The organism is Streptomyces sp. NBC_01077 (assembly GCF_045162855.1).
Lineage (GTDB): Bacteria > Actinomycetota > Actinomycetes > Streptomycetales > Streptomycetaceae > Streptomyces.
Map to the genome: position 1 here is coordinate 9,831,921 of NZ_CP108669.1, position 17,917 is coordinate 9,849,837.

At 64.9% G+C, this 17,917-nt stretch carries 13 protein-coding genes, 1 tRNA gene and 4 pseudogenes; 9 read left to right on the plus strand and 9 right to left on the minus strand.

Annotation, left to right across the window (positions count from 1 at the left end):
- Positions 1-441: 441 nt before the first annotated feature.
- Positions 442-801, minus strand: coding sequence for a hypothetical protein (locus tag OG462_RS44040; protein WP_406053642.1), 360 nt, complete (start codon positions 799-801; stop codon positions 442-444).
- A 1,191-nt stretch (positions 802-1,992) separates the two neighbouring features.
- Between OG462_RS44040 and OG462_RS44045 the strand changes: the two genes are divergently transcribed.
- The 3 genes and pseudogenes from OG462_RS44045 to OG462_RS44055 form a co-directional block, all read left to right on the plus strand.
- Positions 1,993-2,514 carry a hypothetical protein gene (locus tag OG462_RS44045; RefSeq protein WP_406053640.1) on the plus strand — a complete coding sequence of 174 codons (522 nt, stop codon included), beginning with the start codon at positions 1,993-1,995 and terminating at the stop codon, positions 2,512-2,514.
- A 240-nt stretch (positions 2,515-2,754) separates the two neighbouring features.
- Positions 2,755-2,901: a hypothetical protein gene (locus tag OG462_RS44050; protein ID WP_406053638.1), complete on the plus strand. Its 147-nt coding sequence runs from the start codon at positions 2,755-2,757 to the stop codon at positions 2,899-2,901.
- A 12-nt stretch (positions 2,902-2,913) separates the two neighbouring features.
- Positions 2,914-3,171: pseudogene (locus OG462_RS44055) on the plus strand (hypothetical protein); the annotation flags it as partial.
- On the opposite strand, the gene OG462_RS44060 reads toward OG462_RS44055, so the two are convergent.
- The 4 genes from OG462_RS44060 to OG462_RS44075 form a co-directional block, all read right to left on the minus strand.
- The gene (locus OG462_RS44060; RefSeq protein WP_406053636.1) at positions 3,163-4,746 is read right to left on the minus strand and encodes a GMC family oxidoreductase N-terminal domain-containing protein; all 1,584 of its coding nucleotides are present in this window, start codon (positions 4,744-4,746) and stop codon (positions 3,163-3,165) included. The pseudogene OG462_RS44055 and the gene OG462_RS44060 overlap by 9 nt on opposite strands.
- Positions 4,747-5,012: 266 nt before the next feature.
- Positions 5,013-6,398, minus strand: a complete 1,386-nt coding sequence (locus OG462_RS44065) for a hypothetical protein (RefSeq protein ID WP_406053635.1) — start codon at positions 6,396-6,398, stop codon at positions 5,013-5,015.
- On the minus strand, positions 6,395-7,081 hold the full coding sequence (locus OG462_RS44070) for a FadR/GntR family transcriptional regulator (protein WP_406053633.1): 687 nt from the start codon (positions 7,079-7,081) through the stop codon (positions 6,395-6,397). The genes OG462_RS44065 and OG462_RS44070 overlap by 4 nt, the downstream gene beginning before the upstream one ends.
- A gap of 550 nt (positions 7,082-7,631) precedes the next feature.
- Positions 7,632-8,039, minus strand: a complete 408-nt coding sequence (locus OG462_RS44075) for an ATP-binding protein (protein ID WP_406066290.1) — start codon at positions 8,037-8,039, stop codon at positions 7,632-7,634.
- A 909-nt stretch (positions 8,040-8,948) separates the two neighbouring features.
- On the opposite strand from OG462_RS44075, the gene OG462_RS44080 reads away from it, so the two are divergent.
- Both OG462_RS44080 and OG462_RS44085 read left to right on the plus strand, forming a co-directional pair.
- Positions 8,949-9,698 (plus strand): transposase family protein, encoded by a 750-nt coding sequence (locus OG462_RS44080; protein WP_406053631.1) that lies wholly within the window; start codon positions 8,949-8,951, stop codon positions 9,696-9,698.
- A gap of 127 nt (positions 9,699-9,825) precedes the next feature.
- Positions 9,826-10,574 (plus strand): annotated as a pseudogene (locus OG462_RS44085) (transposase family protein).
- On the opposite strand, the gene OG462_RS44090 reads toward OG462_RS44085, so the two are convergent.
- From OG462_RS44090 to OG462_RS44105, 4 genes and pseudogenes are all read right to left on the minus strand, one after another.
- On the minus strand, positions 10,552-11,301 hold the full coding sequence (locus OG462_RS44090) for an IS5 family transposase (RefSeq protein WP_406053627.1): 750 nt from the start codon (positions 11,299-11,301) through the stop codon (positions 10,552-10,554). The pseudogene OG462_RS44085 and the gene OG462_RS44090 sit on opposite strands and share 23 nt — an antisense overlap.
- A 154-nt stretch (positions 11,302-11,455) precedes the next feature.
- Positions 11,456-11,621, minus strand: a pseudogene (locus OG462_RS44095) (transposase); the annotation flags it as partial.
- Positions 11,622-11,775: 154 nt separating this feature from the next.
- Positions 11,776-11,859: pseudogene (locus OG462_RS44100) on the minus strand (hypothetical protein); the annotation flags it as partial.
- A gap of 296 nt (positions 11,860-12,155) precedes the next feature.
- Positions 12,156-13,196 (minus strand): 4-hydroxy-3-methylbut-2-enyl diphosphate reductase, encoded by a 1,041-nt coding sequence (locus OG462_RS44105; protein ID WP_406053625.1) that lies wholly within the window; start codon positions 13,194-13,196, stop codon positions 12,156-12,158.
- Positions 13,197-13,687: 491 nt separating this feature from the next.
- On the opposite strand from OG462_RS44105, the gene OG462_RS44110 reads away from it, so the two are divergent.
- From OG462_RS44110 to OG462_RS44125, 4 genes are all read left to right on the plus strand, one after another.
- On the plus strand, positions 13,688-14,248 hold the full coding sequence (locus OG462_RS44110; protein WP_266977486.1) for a winged helix-turn-helix domain-containing protein: 561 nt from the start codon (positions 13,688-13,690) through the stop codon (positions 14,246-14,248).
- Positions 14,134-14,742, plus strand: a complete 609-nt coding sequence (locus tag OG462_RS44115) for a transposase (protein ID WP_406066281.1) — start codon at positions 14,134-14,136, stop codon at positions 14,740-14,742. Before OG462_RS44110 ends, OG462_RS44115 begins: the two co-directional genes overlap by 115 nt.
- A 1,763-nt stretch (positions 14,743-16,505) precedes the next feature.
- On the plus strand, positions 16,506-16,733 hold the full coding sequence (locus OG462_RS44120) for a hypothetical protein (RefSeq protein ID WP_406053623.1): 228 nt from the start codon (positions 16,506-16,508) through the stop codon (positions 16,731-16,733).
- Between the two features lie 719 nt (positions 16,734-17,452).
- Positions 17,453-17,539: transfer RNA gene (locus OG462_RS44125), tRNA-Leu, on the plus strand.
- Positions 17,540-17,917 lie beyond the last annotated feature (378 nt).

A 17,917-nucleotide genomic window follows, 5' to 3' on the forward strand; every position in this document is an offset into this window, starting at 1 on the left:
GTCGCGCTGCGGTCGAGCGGCCCGGACTCGGTGAGGGCTGCGATTGAGCGGCGACCGACCTTCCGGTGTTCGCCGAGCCTCACGGCGGAGTGCCATGGAGGCCGCGAGGTTGGAGATACGGGCCCTGGCATAGGAGCGATCGACGATGCCATCCCCCCGGCGGTTCGCCGAGCGCATCGGCTGGCTGTACTCACCGGCACCGTTCCTGACGCGACTCAAAACGCTCCGGCCCGAGTAGAAGGTATGGCGACGTCCGTCACGCGTCACGGCGCACAAGACGTTTACCGTTCTCCGGGTCAGCGCGAGAACAGCCAGGCATTCCGCTGGCCTTCGGGCCGCTCGGGTTCCTAGGAACGCTGCAATGCTTCGCAGCCGCGGATGCTGATCAGCGCGGATGCGTAGAAGACGCGCTGCCGGCCGCGGCGGGAGCACCAGGGGCGGTCAGGTTGCTGCTGACATTGCCCCAGTCTCGGGGCACCAGGGCGACCCGGCGAGGCCGGCCGGACGATCGGCAGTTCCGAAGCGCCTTACATCCCCTTCTGCGGCCGCGAGGAACTTGGCGCCAGCAGCGTGCGCCGAGGCGGTGATCATGGCCTGTGCGGTGGGGAACTGGGCAGTGCGACGATCGTCAGGAGTCGACAGAACACGGGGCTGACGCCCGACGTGGTCGCTGAACTCGTCGCCGAGCTTGGCCCGTTGTGGCATGGACGGCATCAGGATGGGCTCGCGTCGCGACCACGGCGCCCGGCAGCAGGCGCCGACGCGAAGCACCAGCTGGTCTTCGCTGATGCTGACGGCCACGCTCGTCCACCTTTGCCACGGTGCCGCTCATGATGTGCTGGCCTGCTGGTCCGGTGTCGATCGTTCCAGGATCACGCGTGCAGTCGGTGAGGTGCGGCCGCTGCTCGCGTTGCGCGGGGCCGCGTGATCGCCCCGGCGTCCGGCTCCGTCGACTCGCCAAGGCCGTCGACGGTCTCGGCGCAAGCGGGCAGAACGGCATCATCAACGGCACAGAGGTCAGGGTCCGCAGCCGCTGTGGGACGCAAGAACCGGGAGAAGTACATAGCCGGCAAGGACAATACAGAACGCTGTGACGTCCATGGCCGTCACTGACGCCGACGGAAGGCTGCTGTTCTGCAGCCCGGCCCGGCCGGCCAGCTGCGCGGAGATGCCCAGTCAGAGCGGGACCCAGACTGGCGGCCACGTCGTGACGCCGGCACACCGCAAGTTCAAGCAGGCCCCCGACTGGTACGAGGAGATGCACCACCATCAGCCCAAGGCTCACTCCTCCCGCCGGATCGGGGGCGAGCACGGCATCGCACACCTCAAGAACTGGCGAACATCCGCTCACCATCAGTGCCGCCGCGAGCACGCGACCTACGCCGTCCAAGCCAATGCCGGTCTGCTGTCACACAAGCAGCCCCTCACCCTCGCGGCAGGTGGGCGAAATACCCGGCGAAACCGCGCCCCTCGACGCATCGCTGTCAACCATGCGCGAGCTCGTAAGCACGGGATCAGCCGACCTCAGTGACGTCGAGTCTGGTGTCAGCATCGAGTGAGGCTCGAACGTTCACAGAGGGCGTGTCCGTCCACGATCCACAGGCCGTCGACTGTGTCGGTGAGCCGGGAAACCGGCTCGCTTGCGAGCAGTGGCCGCAGCCGCTTGATCACCCGGCAGGCCACCGAACGGATGTGCGAGATGGCGCACCGTGGGAGTCCGTGCGTGATGGGCGGCAATCAGTAGTACGAGGTCGGCCATGGGCAGACACCACGGCGCCGCCAGGCCCATTGCATGTTCTGCCGCAACGTGCGTGGCGGTGCTCTCGGCACAGGCTGTGCGTCAGGTACCGTGTCGCGGATTGATCGATCTCAAGACGAGAGTCCATTTGTCTGATTTGTGAGTGAGTAGGTACTGCTCACGCACTTTCCGGGTGTCGGCTCCGACGATGGACGAACACAGGTAGTCGGGGGTACGGCTGCGGAGGTCAGTAGATGCGAACATCCGGCACACACAACATGGGGACGGTTGAGAGGTGCGCAGCGGTATTGGCGCGCGTCCACTCCCAAGCCGTACAGCTCGAAGACTCCGAGAAGGACCGAGAAGAGTTCCGCGGCTGGGCTCGGTTGATGCTGAGGGCGATTGCGCAACTAGGCTTTTCTCCGCCGCCTCCGGAACCTCTTGCCCGCTGTTACCACCAGGGCATTCGGGAGCTCATCGATCAGAAGATGGCTCCGGTGGTCGGAGACCACACCACCTCGGGTTGGCTGCTTCAAGCACTGCAGGCCATTGATGAGGAAGAGACATCCGGTCCTGCTAGGGACGGTTATGCGACATGGGTCGCTGCAGCATGCCGCACCTTCGTAGCCGTTCTCGAAGCAACCAAGTTTGACGATCTTCTTCCTGGGAGGAGTGTGCTCGCGTTGAGCGAGCGCATTCAAAATAACCTGGCTGAGACACTGAATGCTCTGACCTCTCCGAGGGTTGGCTTGTATGAGGAGACGCTAGTTCCGTAGAGGCGCAGGCCTACCACTCTTGCTTCTCCGTTGATCCGTGAGCTTTGGGGCCGTTGAACGGGGCCCGGGAGGACTCGCTTCTCTGGCCCGCACGGCCCCCACGGGTCCACACTGTTGACCTCAGCCGGGACGCTACTGGTTCTCGATGTACTCCTTCACCACGGCGAGCGGTGCGCCGCCGCGGGACGCGGCGAATCAGGACGGCGATCAGAAGTGTGAGCCCCACAGGTCCTTGCGGATGTGCCCGGGGAACTCCTCGCGAAGAAGCCCCAGGCCAAGAGAACCAAGTCCGCGAAACGCCTCCTCAAGAAGCGCTCCCGCAAGGAGGCCCGGCACTCCGACAACGTCAACCACGGAGTGCCGTTGGTGTACGTTGATCCGGCGTAGACCAGCCAACAGTGCTCCGAGCGTGGGCACATCAACCGGCTCGACCGCCATCCACAGGCATCGTTCACGTGCCGGTCCTGCGTGATCGTCCTGTACGTGGACGACAACGCCTCCCACAACATCGCCCGCAAGGGCGAGACCGTGTGGACTGCGGGGAGTGAATCACGCGTCCCTGCCACCCCAAGGCGGGGTGCCTGGACGGAGGAACCCACCCAACAGCCAGTTGGGCGCTACCTCCAAGCCCGGTCCCTTAGGACCGGCTCAAGTTGACGCCTGCGTACTGAGCCAGTTTCGGGTGATGGCGAGCGATGCGGCCATGATGGACAACTGCGGATTGACTTCGGGGCAGCTGGGGAGCACCGAAGCGTCACTGATCAGGACACCGCGAACCCCACGAAGGCGGCCTTGCGGATCTGCAGGCGACAGCTGATCTTGGGCGCCTGCAGCGACAGTGCCTGTGGGGTGGAAAGCGGACAGATGGAGCTGCCGGGGCCGGGTGTGGTCAAGGAGCTCCTCCAACTCGTGCAGGGATTTGACAGGCGCTGCTGCGGGAATTCCGGTGAGGACTTCGTCTGCGCCGGCTGCGAAGAGCACGGTGCCGGCTGCACGCAGAGCTGCGATGAGTCGTCTGCCGTCGTGCGGGTCAAGGTCGTAGAAGACGTGCGCCTTGGAGCGCCCCAGGACTCGACCGCTCGGTCGGTCGGCGATCATAGCGCCCAGGGTGGCGAGATGGTCCGACTCGAGGAGTTCGCGCCGCAGCTCCGCGCCTGCACCGGGAAGGACGAAGCTGCCCATGCCCGGTGGAGCCGCAGTTGCTTCCAGGAGGATTCCCTGGCTGTGCCACTCCTCGATCCCAGTGCTCTGTAGTACTCCCTTCGACGCCAGGACAGGTTCACTGAAACGGCCTGCAACGCTGATAGCGGGATGAACACTGAGATTGCGGCCGACTCGTGGGTGGCTGCCCAGGCCGGAGCGGCGCAGCAACGGCGGCGTCTGCAGTGCTCCGGCCGCGACGACAACCAGGGGAGAAAGGATCTCCAGGTCGGTCCCGTCCGCGCGGCGTACCCTCACACCGGCAGCCCGTGGGCCGCCAGGCCGATCGGCGTCGACAAGCAGGTGCAGTGCTCTGGCTCGCGTGACGATTCTGGCTCCCGCCGAACAGGCTTCCGGCAGGATCGAGACCTGCATACTCTGCTTGGCGCCTGTGGGGCAGCCCACCACGCACTGGCAGGATCCGGCACACCCTGACGCGTTGCGCCGCAGCGGTGCGGCCTGCCATCCGAGCCGCTTGGCTCCAAGAAGAGACAATTGCCCGTTACGCCCTAGGACATCGGCAGGCTGCACCCCCACCCGCAAGTCGCTTTCGACCTCGGTAAGACGGGACTCCATGTCATCTGCCAGCCGGAAACCGTAGGTTCTGCTCCAGCGTCGCAGAACGTGCTCCGGTGTGCGATAGCAGGTGCCGGAATTGATGATGGTGGTGCCCCCTACGGCGCGGCCGTAGGGAAGGAGGAGCGGCGGTCTTCCATAGGCGATGGTCGCGCCGCCATCTCGGTAGAGCTGGGTAAAGCGGTCCAATGGAGTCTGTTGAGCAAACGATGCGGTGGTGTGATGTTCTCCCTCCTCGACAATGACCACGCGCATGCCTGCTTGTGCGAGGGTACGCGCGGCGGCGGCACCGCCGGCTCCGGAACCGACAACGACTGCGTCTGCAGTGCTTCGCGACGGCCAGTCTTGTGCGGGAGTGCAATCCAGGTAGGGGTCTGGACGAGACACGACTGTGGTCTGCTGACCATTGCCCAGAGCCAGCATCCGCTCGGTGCCGGCTGCCAACAGGACGGGCATTTTCACGGCGTCCAGCAGCGCGGCTGTCGTGGGCCTGGTGGCCAAAGTCGCGAGCAATCGGTCGAGTTGTGCTGCCGGGAGCGTGCTGGTGCGCCGCCCTGTGCGGGCGATCGCGTAGACGTCAACAGCGGCTGCGGCGCTGCGTAGGGCCAGTCGCATGGCGGGAGGCATCGCGGCTGCTACCGCCTCGAGGCGGTGAGGGACGCTGGCTGTCCAGGGAAGGCTGGGGTCGTCCCCCAGCACTGCGCGGACCAGGGGGGCGAGGTTCATCGGTGGCCAACTTCCGCGTGCGCAGTGCCGTTGAGTGTCCACTCGGCCTCAGTACGCCAGCCCCCTCGCCATTGTTCGAGGACGATGCGGGCGTCGGAGCGTTCGCTGTTGCTGCACACGGCGATGCTGCCGTCGGGGTCCTCGTACTTGAGGCTCAGGGTGTGTTGTGCCGGTTGCGTGACCTCGACCCGGATGCGGCGCAGACCTGCCCGTCCGGTCACGGTCCAGCTGGGGAGTCCCAGGTCGGCGCGGAACCTGCGCCATCCGGCCCAACCGACGGCGGTTCGCTCCGCTCGCCGTGGCCAGATGGTGGTGCCGCGACGCAGTCGCAGAAACACCATGGGTGGCAAGCTGCGAAGCAATGGGCGCATGGAGGTGGCTGCTACGACCTCGAGTACGTCTCCGTCGCCGAGATCAGCGTGCAGCCATGACCACCTACGGGCGTTTCCATGGCCGTAGATGCGGGCCGACGCGCCGGGCGCATCCGTAAGGGACAGAGTGGTGGTGCCGAATCGGAAGGTGCCGGTATAGGTGGAGCGGCCTGAGGGGAGCATCTGGGCGGCTGGGAGCAGGGCGTGACGCCAGGACCAGGCGGGGAAGGTGAACAGCGGTGCCTGGGTACCATGTTCCGTCAGTTCCCAGGAGAAGTCCTCTACAGCCCCTGCCAGCCGGTCGGGCAGCGCATGAACGTCGTCGGTGAGAAAACCGTCGCGCGGTTTGCCCCATGGCTGGGGCCCAAAGCGGGCGTACTGGGGGGGCCGGCTCCTGGGAAAGGCTGCAACCCAGCCGTGTGCGAAGGGAGGGCTGCCGTCGGTGGGTGCAACGACTTCGTGGTGCAGCCAGATTCCAGTTCCAGTCAGAGGGTCGGTCAGGGTGGTGTACCAGACCTCCGTCCGCCCGTTTTCTCCGTTCCACCGCGGGGCACTGTGGACTGCGACTTGCGCCGCCTGGCGCGGGAAACGGAAGCTCCTCAGGAAGGGAACAAGACTCGTACTCAGGGGGAAGCGCAGCGTTCCAGTGCCTGCACGGGTGCCGTCTTCCTCGTGGAGAGTGAAGGGAAGTGTTGTCATCGACGCCACCGGACGCAGTGCCGTCACCGATTTCCATCCGTCAAGGGTCAGGCGCCGCCCTCCGGCATTGAACGAGAGGCGGTAGCGGATCCTACGTCGCTTCAATGGTGAGATTTCCAGATCTGCGGTGACTGTTGAGTCGTCGGTGAGACCCGTGACACGAATTCTGCCCTTCGCCTTGGCGTGAACCGTCCGCCAGGGCCTGAGCAGCTCGTCGGTCTCCACATCCAGGTCCAGGCGTATGGATCGTTCATGCCCGTCGAGTGAGACCGTGCCGAGCATCGTCTCTGAGAAGCGCGTTGTCGTCCTCACCGCAGGCACTCCCACATGATGCGTTCCGTAGCGGTGAGATACGATTCTGCTTCGGACTTGGCCGCGACCGGATCGCCTGCTGCGACGGCCGCGATGACACCGGCAAGGCGATCATGCGCGGCCTGCGCGTCGATGAACGGTCTTGACAGGGCCGCCCGCAACGGCAGGTACGCTTGGAAGAGAGTATTGGTCAGCAGCAGGTAGACGCGGTTGCCCGTTGCACGAGCAAGGGCCCTGTGGACCTCCACGTCGGCCAGCTGGACTGCCGCCGTCTCGTCTGCCTCAGCGACTGACTTGAGCAACGAGTGCAGCTCTGCTACTTGTTGGGGTGTTGCCCGGACAGCCGCGCGCTCGGCGATCAGCGCTCCGATGGTGCGACGGACCTCAAACACATCGCCAAGCCAGTCGCTGCCGTGCCGAACTAGTACCGGCAGCAAGTCGGCCCCGCCGAGCCGAAGGTAGTCACGCACGCGAGTACCTACCCCGTGGCGAGTCTCGAGCAGGCCAGCCTGCACGAGCCGACCGAAAGCGTGCTTGAGTGTAGTTCTGGTCACGCCGTAACTGCGGGCCAGTTCCCGCTCAGGTGGCAAGAGACTCCCCACCGGGTGACACCCGACGATGATGTCGTCCCTCAGCCGGTTCTCCAGTTCATCGACGATTGTTCGCCGAGACAGGGCCTCCATGCTTCCTCCCACGCTCTACTGGTTCAGTGGCTCAGCCACTGAACCAGTAGAGCGTGGGAGGGTCAAGACGTTCAGCCATACCGCCCTCAGCGGATGGCACCTGTCAGGTGATCGATGCCTGCGAATACGGATGCCCACTACCCGCAGCCGGAGACAGGGGCTTGCCTCCGGCTGGGTGGCCGACCTGATTGCCGAGTGCGTCCATTGCCACCGCCCTGCGCGAGGCGGGCCGTGGCTGTCGCATGGCTGGGGTTGGATGCCACGATTCCGGACGGGCTCCGGCCTCATCATCGGGCCGCCGGTCACGGATGGTTCGGCACGTTCGCTGAGCTGCCGGCGCATTCGCGTCGCGCGGTGAAGCCGCCAAGGCTTCGGCCCACGGAGGCTCAAATCAGGGGCGGGGCGACGCGGCCGGTACCTCACCTGCAGACAAGGGAATGGGACCGGTTGCGACAGGGGGGCCGTCCCTTTGCGGGGTCTATCGCGCGGCGTCCGTGTGATGTAGGCAGCCGCCCCGTTCTGTCAGGGGGTCGGGGCGGGGGCATACGGGTCAGCCTGTGATGATCCTGGCCCAGTGGGTGGTGGTACCGGCGGAGTGGGTGTGCGTGCCGTGTGTTTCGGCGAGTGCAGCGACGATCTTGAGACCACGGCCGTGTTCATCGTCCGCGCAGGAGGCAGTCCAGGGGCCAGCATGCATGGCTGGACCACCGTCGCTCACTCCGACCCATACCCGATCGTCGCAATCCTGGCGGAGGTGGAGCACAACCGGCGGGAGGGCATGCTCAATGGCGTTGGTGACCAATTCGGACACGACCAGTACCACTGCCTCGACGCAATCCCTACTCACCTGCCAGTTCTCCAACAGCCGTTGCGCGGTGCCGCGAGCAACTGCCACAGTGTCGGGACGGTGTTCGAGAATCTCATGTACACCGTCACCGTGACCGACTTCAGTTGCCATACGTGACGTGGGAACGTGACTCAGGAGACTGCTACCGGTGAGTGGATCGCTATCCACGCTGTGTTGGCCGGGTTCGCTGGCTTTATGCACGATGATCACCTCCGGAGGGCGGCGTGGTGGCTGTGCTGAACAGCGACAGGAATCTCGCCTGTCCCCGACCGTACCTATCTTTTCCCGCCAGCCACTCGTCTGCCTGAGTAGCCGCTACACAACTAGCTGAAAGGGTACGTTTCGGCTGCGACCTTCGGTACGTACGGGCAGGCGACGCCAGACCATGCAGAAAGCTCCGCGGGTGCCTCCTCCATGTGTGGTTGGCCTTGAATCGACGAAACCGCCTACGTGTGGAGGGAGTGACGACCCTGATCGCACATACATCAGAAGTGGCGGATCCGCGAGGAAGGCGAGTGGTTGCTCCTCGACATCGAGTTGACGTTCTCGCGCGGGCGCCTCAGTCGTAGATGTGGGCTGTCTCCGCCATCTGGAGACAGCCCACGGCGAGTAGTCCACTGGGGTGAGTGGAGCCGTCTCGCAGGGTCGATTCGAACACGAGGTTTCGGTGCCCGCTTGGGTGGCCGCTACTCCACCACGTCCCGCGCGTGAACAGCTGGACACGCCTCAGCGCCGGTATTCCAAGAGCCTCTTCCATCTGTACGCTCTGAGAGGGTGTTCGGTACTGCTTTAGGCTGTCGCGGGGGGTTTCGGGCGGAGATATTGCCCGGTTTTGTTCGGGCTGGCGGTCAACCGGTTGGCCATGGAGTTGACCATGGACCAGTGGATCATTGAGCGTTTTCAGTGTGGCCACTGATCGGGTGACGCCGGTGAGGTTGAGGTGGGGGGCCGCAACGGACAAGGCTCCCGTGCCGTTGGGGGAGGTGTTCGAAGTCTCAACCCACCGGCACAGGAGCCTCGTTGGTTCCCTATCCTGCCGCACTCGACCTCCCGCATGCCCTGGTCGAGTGGGTCACGATGCTCGTCGTCACCCGTGAGGGTGACCGGCGGTGCAAGCTCCCGCCGCACCAGCGTGCGCTCGTCGCTCTGGTGTACCTGCGCCGCCACGACACCCTCGCCCGGATCGCGTCCGGGTTCGGGATATCCGTCGGCACCGCCCACGCGTATGTCACCGCCGTGACCGGCCTGCTTGCCGAACGGGCCCCGGGCCTGCTCAAGACGCTGCGCGAGCATGATCCGGAGTTCGTCCTCCTGGACGGGACCCTCGCCGAGTGCGACCGCGTCGGCGACAGCCGAGCCGATTACTCGGCCAAGCACCGCCGGCACGGCGTGAACGTCCAGGTCGTCACCGACCCCGCCGGCGAGGTGCTGTGGATCTCGCCCGCACTGCCGGGCCGCACCCACGACCTGACCGCGGCCCGCACCCACCGCATCATCCGGATCTGCGAACGCCAGGGCGTCCCGGTCCTCGCCGACCGCGCCTACCAGGGCGCCGGCCCCTGGGTCACCACCGGACTCAAACGCCCACCGGGCGGCGAACTCACCCTCACCCAGCGCACCGTCAACCGGGCCCTGGCCGCGGCAAGGGCACCGGTCGAACGCGGCATGGCACGACTGAAGTCATGGCAGATCTTCCGCAGATCCCGCATCAGCCCCAACCGCATGACCGTCATCGCCAAAGCTGTCCTCACCCTGGAGAGGCAACGTTGAAAACGCTCACTGAGCATTTTCAGCGTGGCCACCGATCGGGTGATGACCTTGGCGCCCGCAACGGACAGGGCTCCCGGGCCGTTGGGTGAGGTGTTCGAAGTCTCAACCTGCCGGCCCAGGAGCCCTGTTGGTTCCCTATCCTGCCGCACTCGACCTGCCTCATGCGCTGGTCGAGTGGGTCACGATGCTTATCGTCACCCGTGAGGGTGACCGCCGCTGCAAGCTCCGCCGCACAAGCGCGCCCTCGTCGCTCTCGCCTACCTGCGCAAGCACGACACTCTCGCGCAGATCGCCGCCGGGTTCGGCATATCCGTAGGCACCGCCCACGCCTACACCACCGCCGTCGTGCGGCTCCTCGCCGACCGGGCGCCGGGCCTGCTCAAGACCCTGCGCGAGCACGACCCGGACTACGTGCTCCTGGACGGCACCCTCAGCGAGTGCGACCGCCTGGGCGACGCACGCGCCGATTACTCCCACAAGCACCGGCGCCACGGCGTGAACGTGCAGATAGTCACCGATCCCCAGGGCCAGCTTCTGTGGATCTCGTCGGCCTTGCCGGGCCGCGCTCACGATCTGACCGCCGCACGCACCCACCGCATCATCCGAATCTGCGAACGCCAGGGCGTCCCGATCGTCGCCGACCGCGCCTACATCGGCGCAGGCTCCTGGGTCACCACCGCCATCCGCCGCCCGCCCAACGGCGAACTGTCACCGACCGAACGGACGCTGAACCGGGCACTCGCCCAGGCCCGCGCTCCTGTCGAACGAGGCGTCGCCCGCCTGAAGTCCTGGCGGATCTTCCGCCGGAGCCGCTGCAGCCCGAACCGCACGACGGACATCGCCGCCGCGGTCCTCACCCTGGAGAGGCAACGCTGAAAATGCTCATTGACCGGGACCGGGTCGGCAAAGCTTCGTAGTCGCGGTGCAGGCGGCGGTACCGGCTCATGATCCCGAAAGTCTGCTCCACACGCCATCGGACTTTCTGGACCACGAAGCCCTTCTGCTCCGCATCACGTGAGACGACTTCCACATCGATGCCAAGGTCCGAGGCGTGCGCGATCATTTTTGCCTTGTATCCGGCGTCCACCCAGGCTTTCGTCACGGTGGGCAACTTTGTGGCGAGTTCGTCGGCGGCGAGTTTGCCGCCGTTGGTGTCCTGCACGCCGGCGGCGGTGACGATCAGGACCAGGAGGAGCCCGAGGGTGTCAGTGGCGATGTGCTGCTTACGGCCCTTGACCCTCTTGCCTCCGTCGTATCCCTGCGTGGCCTCCGGTGCGTTCGGTGATGCCTTCACCGTCTGGGCGTCGATCACTGCGGCTGTGGGCAGGATCCGGCGGCCCTTCTTCTTCCGTAACTGTTCACGGAGCGTGTCGTGGATCTCCTCTGTAGTGCCGTCCGCCTCCCACGCCTGGAAGTAGCCGTAGACCGTCGTGTGAGGCGGCAGATCATGAGGCAGATACCGCCACGCGATCCCTGTTCGGGCGACATAGAGGATCGCATTGACGACCTCACGCAGGTCGGTAGTGGGTTCCCGGCCCTCGACCCGAGCAGCCCGCCACTGCAGAAGCAGCGGCTCGACCAGTTCCCACTGGTCGTCCTTCAAGTCCGAGGGATACGCACGTCGTTCGGTCACCACATAGTCAATACAGCCCCGAAGCGCTACCCGCTACGAGATCATGAAGACACGTCCATCTCGCCTCAGCGTAGATCGGGCGGATAGGGGGATACCGCTACCGAACACCCTCTAAGGCCGTGTCCTATGTGGTGAGGTGGAGAAGCCGTTTGTAGCAGCCGAGGGCGGCGGCGAGGCCAAGGAAGGCTAGGTAGTTGCGGGGTTGGCGTTCGTAGCGGTGGTTGAGCCGACGGTATCCGGTGAGCCAGGGCATTGGTCCGCTCGATCACCCACCGGGTGTGGGCGATTCGGAGCTTGAACTTGAGGGAGCGGGTGGTCGCAGGTCCTCGATCGGCACAGACCGGCTTCCGGTCCTTGGCGATCTTGTCCCGGTCCTGCCCCGGACGACGCCCGCATCAGGTGGACCACACGGTTCTGGAGGACGGTCCTGGGCCAGACCTCGCCGACCACGTCGGGAAGACCCTTCGAGCCGCCGAAGACCAGCATCAACACATCCTCAACGCTCCTGTTCTTCAACTCCGCCAGCACGCGCAGCCAGTGCTTGGCGCCGACGGCTTGCCACCCCTCGAGCTGCCGCCATTCTCCCCGGCCGTGTCATGCCAGTCATAGCTGAGGTGATCAGTCATCTCACCTTCGAGGGCGGACTCGATCAGCAGTTTGGCCGGCTGCTGAAACAGGGCGCCCTCACCCGTCAGTTACAGGCCCCAAGCCCGGGCCACGGGCTCGTTCATGAACCGGTCATCCACGCCCGCCGACGCAGCCGCCACCCCGGACGGACTGGCTATGTTCTCGCTTGTCACCGGTGCACTCTTCCATGATCGGAGTTACACCGTCTCCCCATGGGCCGCGCGGAGCAGTTCATCCCTGCTCCGCCCTAGCTCACGCGGAAATGCGAACTTCTGAGACTCGGTAGCAGTGCGCACTATGTCGACCTCGTCGTAACCGCGCTCCGCAAGCCATTTCAACACGCCACCCACAAGGAATTCTGGAACTGAGGCACCACTCGTCACACCGACAGCGCTCGCTCCCCTCAGCCAGTCCTCTTCTACCTCCTCGGCACAGTCCACCAAGTAGGCTGCCCCGGCGCCATATTCCAAAGCAACTGTGACCAAGCGACTGGAGTTATGCGAATCCTTGGAACCAATCACGATCACCAAGTCACATTCTGGAGCCATCCTCCTGACTGCTCCCTGACGGTTCTGAGCTGCGTAACAGATGTCGTCGCTGGGTGGGCTCTCCAGCAACGGAAAGAGTCGCTTCAACTGGGTAACGGTTTTTTCAGTTTCATCCATGGACAACGTGGTTTGCGATAGCCAAACAACCTTACGCTCGTCCCGAACGCTCACATGCACGGCATCACCCGCTTCACTGACTAAATGAATATGCTCAGGCACCTGCCCCAGCGTGCCGAGCACCTCGTCGTGCCCCTCCTGGCCAATGAGAAGGATGTCGTAGCCGTCCTCGGCGTAGCGCCGCGCCTCATTGTGGACCTTGGTTACCAAGGGGCAGGTGGCGTCGATGGTGGCGAGCTGGGAACGCTTCGCCGCCTGGTGAACCGATGGAGCGACACCATGTGCGGAGGTGATGACGATGGAATCCTCGGGAATATCTTCAATCTCTTCAACGAAGATCGCTCCCCGCTGCTCCAGAGCATGCACTACGTGCTTGTTGTGCACAATCTGCCTGCGGACATAGATTGGAGCTCCGTATAGCTCGAGCGCCTTCTCAACCGTGGTTACCGCACGGTCGACACCTGCGCAGAAGCCACGCGGAGCCGCGAGCAGGACACGGCGACCGTCCTTCTTTTGACGCGAGGTTGGGCTGCTTGCGTCCGCCGGATCGGCAGCAACGACTCCATCGGCCATCTTGTGAACCTTCTTCCTTGGTCCGCCGTCGCGTCCTCCCGAACAGACAATGCTCCGCGAAAATGATCGGGAAGACGTGGATCGCGAGAGCTGAAGCGACTTCCCGAAAAGTGGGAGAGAGAACGCGGTGAGACCAGCCTTCATGACATAGGTGCGCCTTCTCGACGGACAGAGCATTCGATACCCAGCTACCAATCATCCAAGGTGAACAAGTGAGCCGCTGAAGCGTGCTGTAGATCATGGGTCGGTTGGCCAGGGTGGCGGTCTGGGTGCCTGTCGTGATTGGTGACGGTGCCCACGCCGTTGCTTGAGGCGGTGAGGGTGGGGTTCCACGCGCTGCATCGCCGGTGGAGGGTTTCGTCGAAGCTCCGGGGCCGGTCGGGGCGTCGGTTACTGACTTCAGCTCGTCGGGGTGAATCTGTGTGAAGTCCCTGACGGGTGAAGGCGGGTGGCTGTATCCGTGAGGTGTGAGATATGCAGATGGGGGCGGGCTGACGCCGACGGGGCGCCGGCGTCGGGAGACGGTTCGGATGCAGGCGGCTGAACTGTTCGAGCAGCAGATCAAGCCGTCGGAAGTCGCACGGCGGCTGCGGGTGAGTGTGAAGTCGGCTTATCAGTGGCACCAGTTGTGGCGGGATGGCGGTGTTCAGGCGCTGGCCTCCCGTGGTCCGAGCGGGTCGCGGTGCCGGCTGTCCCCGCGGTCTTTGGAGAAGCTGGCCGCGTATCTGGAGCAGGGGCCGGCCGCGCATGGCTGGGTGGAGGACCAGGTGTGGACCGCCTCGCGGGTGGCCACGCTGATCGGCAGGAAGTTCCATGTCTCCTACAGCGTCTCGGGTGCGACCCGGCTGATGCACCGGCTGGGCTTCAGCCCGCAGGTGCCCGCCCGGCGGGTCGCGGAGCGCGATGAGCAGGCTGTCGCCGTATGGAAGGAGGCGACCTGGGCGGAGGTAAAAGGGCGAGGGCGGCCTGCGGGGGCTACGTCTGCTTCGAGGACGAAGCCGGGTTCACCCGCAGGCCGCCGCGGGGACGGACCTGGGGCCGGCGCGGAGTGACCCCGGTTGTCACCATCAGCGGCCGCCGTTCGGGCCGGCTGTCAGTGGCCGGGCTGATTGCAATGCGGCCGGGTTCCCGGACCCGGCTGTGTCACCGCCTGCGGAGTCATCCCGCGGGGAAAAGTGCCCGTCGCAGTATGGGCGAGCGGGACTTCATCGCGCTGATCGACGGTGTCCACCAGCTGGTCGGGGCACCAATCGTGCTGGTCTGGGACCGGTTGAACACCCACGTGTCCCGCAGGATGCAGGCCCTCGTGGCCGAGCGGGCATGGCTGACGGTGTTCCTGCTGCCCGCCTACTCGCCCGACCTCAACCCCGTCGAGTGGGTATGGGCCCACGTCAAACGCAGCCTCGCCAACCTCGCCGTCATGGCCCTCGACCAGCTCGAAGCCCTTGTCCGTAACAGGCTCAAACGCCTTCAATACCGGTCCCACACCCTCGACGGCTTCATAGCGGGGACCGGCTTGACCCTCGTCGAGCAACTATCACCCTGACGAGCTGACGTCAGTAACGTTCTGCAAGATTGTCACTACGTTGAGGCGTCGTAGCCTCGGGTCCCAAGCTGGCTGATGCGGGCTTGGCAACTGCGGGCGTCAGGCATCCTCCGCAACGTGTGCGCAGATTGCGCCGAGGGCCTTCCCTAGCGGCCGGCGGCGCTCACGGGCCCGGTGCCGATCGCGGTCCGGGTGCAGCGTCGCAGTTGCCAGCAGCGTATGAGTCGGCCGAGGGGCCCTCGGCCGACTCATACGAGGCGGAATGTACTGCTCAAACCGTCGTGGGACGCGCGAGCCTGCGCTCTTGGAGTCCACTTTGGCCGTGTGCCGTGGGGCTCACACGGCCGTGAGCTCGATCGCGACCAACCGGGCGACCTCCACCCTGTTCCGGAGTGGGCCAGGAGTCGGTCGAAGGTAGCGGGACCGGCATGTCACCCGCCCCACCACGGGCAGGCCAAGGCCAAGATCCATGCGCCTGAAGCGCGACACCTTCAAGGCCGAACGGTTGTACGGCCCCGTCTCGTGTCCCCCTCGGCAATCAGGGCTGTGGCAACTGCCGCACGCTCTCGATCGTGTGGCGAACGAAACAGGTAGCAGTTACTCAAGTGGAGCGCCGCATCTGCCAAGACGATGAAATAGGGCAACTTGGACAAAGCGACCACGTGCTTTGATCTCAGTTGATGACCTTGGGAGGTGATTTTATGGTGGGTAAGTCGATACAACTCAGTACTCCGGCTGGCACCGTGATCGGTGAGGACGTACTCACAGCCCTTTCCGCAGCTCTCTTCTGTACCTCATTGCGCCCCCACGACATGCCTCAGCCGGACTCCATTCGCCGCGAGGTACTGCACATGCTCGGCACCGACATCACTGGCTGGTGCAAAGCGCAGATTGCCCGGGCTGCTGCGGAGCACCCACTCAGCCATGCCTCGCGCATAGCTTGGTGCCGCCAGATGATCCTGCTCGTCTTCTTCGGCGCTGCCGCCTCCCCCAGGTCAGGAGCTAGACAATCGCTCACGCCTTGAGCAAGGAGGGCACTCGGGCTATCGCACTCCCAGGCGCCGCGGCGTCCCAGCGAAGGCAGGCGCGTATGCCGAGGACTGGGCTTGCCGACTGTATTGATCACGACCGTTCTCAACAGGGCTGGTTCTTGATCATGGCGAAGACCGCCGGTGTGGGGGTGTCTGAGCTCCGCACCACACACGGAGTCCTTCGCGTCCCACCGTAGTGCCCGGCCCACCGTTCGCGGCAGGCGGATCCTCCGCCTCGGTTGACCGGGACTCCGTTGCGAAGCAGGCTGTCGCACGTCTGAGGATGCTCGGCCAGGCCGAAGTCCTTCGCGACACCGACCGAACGGTCTCCCTGCCGGCACAGGTCGGAGATCTCGGCCTTGAACTCTGGCATGATCGAACGGCGAGGGCGCTTCCTGGCCCCGCAATCGAGGCCACAAACACACCGCTGCAATTCTCATCCCCTTTTCGCCCCCCTCGAGCCGCCCTCGCCGTCTGAACCAACTGACTACCGGAACGCGAGGGGGCGGCCTCATTTGCACTCGGCGTAGTCCGACCGCCGCACACTCGACCGAGCTGTCCCAAGCTCCACCCGACACATCGACAGTCTCAGCACTGGCTACTCAGGCCTCGGCATGCCCGACCCGGGCTCTTCCTGCATCGTCATCCCGCGAGCGTCGCCGAAGATCTGGCGCTGCCCAAAGCGGCGCCGCGAGTACGGCTGAGCCACCGATCAGGCCTTAGATTTGAAGCATGACTGTAGTGATCAGGCTCATCGGTGAGAGACAAAGCGTTACCTGGTCGGACGAAAGTTCGAATGGAAACTCGCTGCGGTACTTCTACGAGCTTCGCGACAATGGTGCGCTGCTCGTGCATTCCCGGACGAGTTCTGCCGATCAGAACGGCCACGTGCAGGAGAGACACCGCATCGAGGTGGTGTACGGGCCGGCCGCCTGGCTTGAGGTCCGCGGAGATCATTGACACAGGTTGGAAGCTTGCGCGCGATTCGCACGCACGACGCGCATGCCATCCTTCGCACTCAGCAGTAATGAGTGCAACGGAACCTATCGCCCCCTATGGCGCGACGAGACCAGAGATCCAGCCTCTTAAGACCCAATACCGGTGATTTAAGGGGTTTCAGGCGCCTGTTGGTCAATTGGCGGGTGGCACCAGTGTGACGGTGTGAGTCGGTGGTAGGGGGTGGGTTGCGGTGGTCGGTGTGTTTGAGGTGCCAGTTGACCATCTTGCGTTTGATGACACGGGGGTTGGAGCGTTGTCTGCGGGGCGGGAGGAGTCGTTCGAGCAGCTCACGGATGGTGTGGGTCAGGGCTTGGTGGAGTTGCGAGGGGGGAAGGCGCCGCCTGTGCGGTGACGTGGCGGCGGGCAGCGTTGAGGTGCGAGTGAAGGAGATCCGGTCGGGATCGAAGCCGGCCTCGGATGCCGCGTGGTGCAAGACGACGTCGCGCAGTGCGTGGTGGACGAGGAGGAATCCGTAGACCTCCTGTTCGACACCGTCGGGATACTGCGAGCGCAGGACGTGTCCACCTCCGCGGGGCGGCACTCGTTTCCGCCAGGCCGACCGCATCAAAAGCACAGATTGACAGACGGGGCGTTGCGGCTTCACGGGCAGTGCTCGTGAGATCAACCGGCTCGCAGACGTGCGTGGCTTCGTCAGGTGGCCTACCCTGGTGAAGGTTCATAGGAGTGTGGCGGAACTGGCAGACGCGCCGGCTTCAAGTCCCGGTGTCCATTGCGACGTGAGGGTTCGATTCCCTCCACTCCTACCAACCAAGCACTGTCGATCTCGTGCGGCACCACGGAACATCGCATAGGGCGCCGCAGTTCGTTGGAGCGCCGGGTGAGTTCCTGCCGTTAAAACTGATCATTTAGAATGAGTTCGGTTCAGGGTCTTGGCGCGGGTGGCGGCGGAGTCTGGCGATTCCGGATGATCTTGTGCCTGCCGCCTGTGGGGCCGTGTGGCCCCGCTCCTCCCCATCGAGATGCCGCAGGTGTCCCCGGCCGCCCGCCTGTGGACGACCTGGCAACTCTCCGTGTGATCGTTCGTGCCCTCTGCAGGGGCGTGAGCCGGGCCGATGTGCATACACGGACAGGACCGGCTGCGGCAGGATGGCGGTCTGGCGGCAGCCGCGGGGGCTGGACCGAGG

Excerpts from the sequence above, each read along its gene's own strand:
- OG462_RS44045 (WP_406053640.1), top strand. The coding sequence starts at position 1,993 with ATGCGAACATCCGGCACACACAACATGGGGACGGTTGAGAGGTGCGCA.
- OG462_RS44120 (WP_406053623.1), top strand. The coding sequence starts at position 16,506 with ATGACTGTAGTGATCAGGCTCATCGGTGAGAGACAAAGCGTTACCTGG.
- OG462_RS44060 (WP_406053636.1), bottom strand. The coding sequence starts at position 4,746 with ATGCCCGTCCTGTTGGCAGCCGGCACCGAGCGGATGCTGGCTCTGGGC.
- OG462_RS44070 (WP_406053633.1), bottom strand. The coding sequence starts at position 7,081 with ATGGAGGCCCTGTCTCGGCGAACAATCGTCGATGAACTGGAGAACCGG.
- OG462_RS44105 (WP_406053625.1), bottom strand. The coding sequence starts at position 13,196 with ATGGCCGATGGAGTCGTTGCTGCCGATCCGGCGGACGCAAGCAGCCCA.
- OG462_RS44075 (WP_406066290.1), bottom strand. The coding sequence starts at position 8,039 with ATGGCAACTGAAGTCGGTCACGGTGACGGTGTACATGAGATTCTCGAA.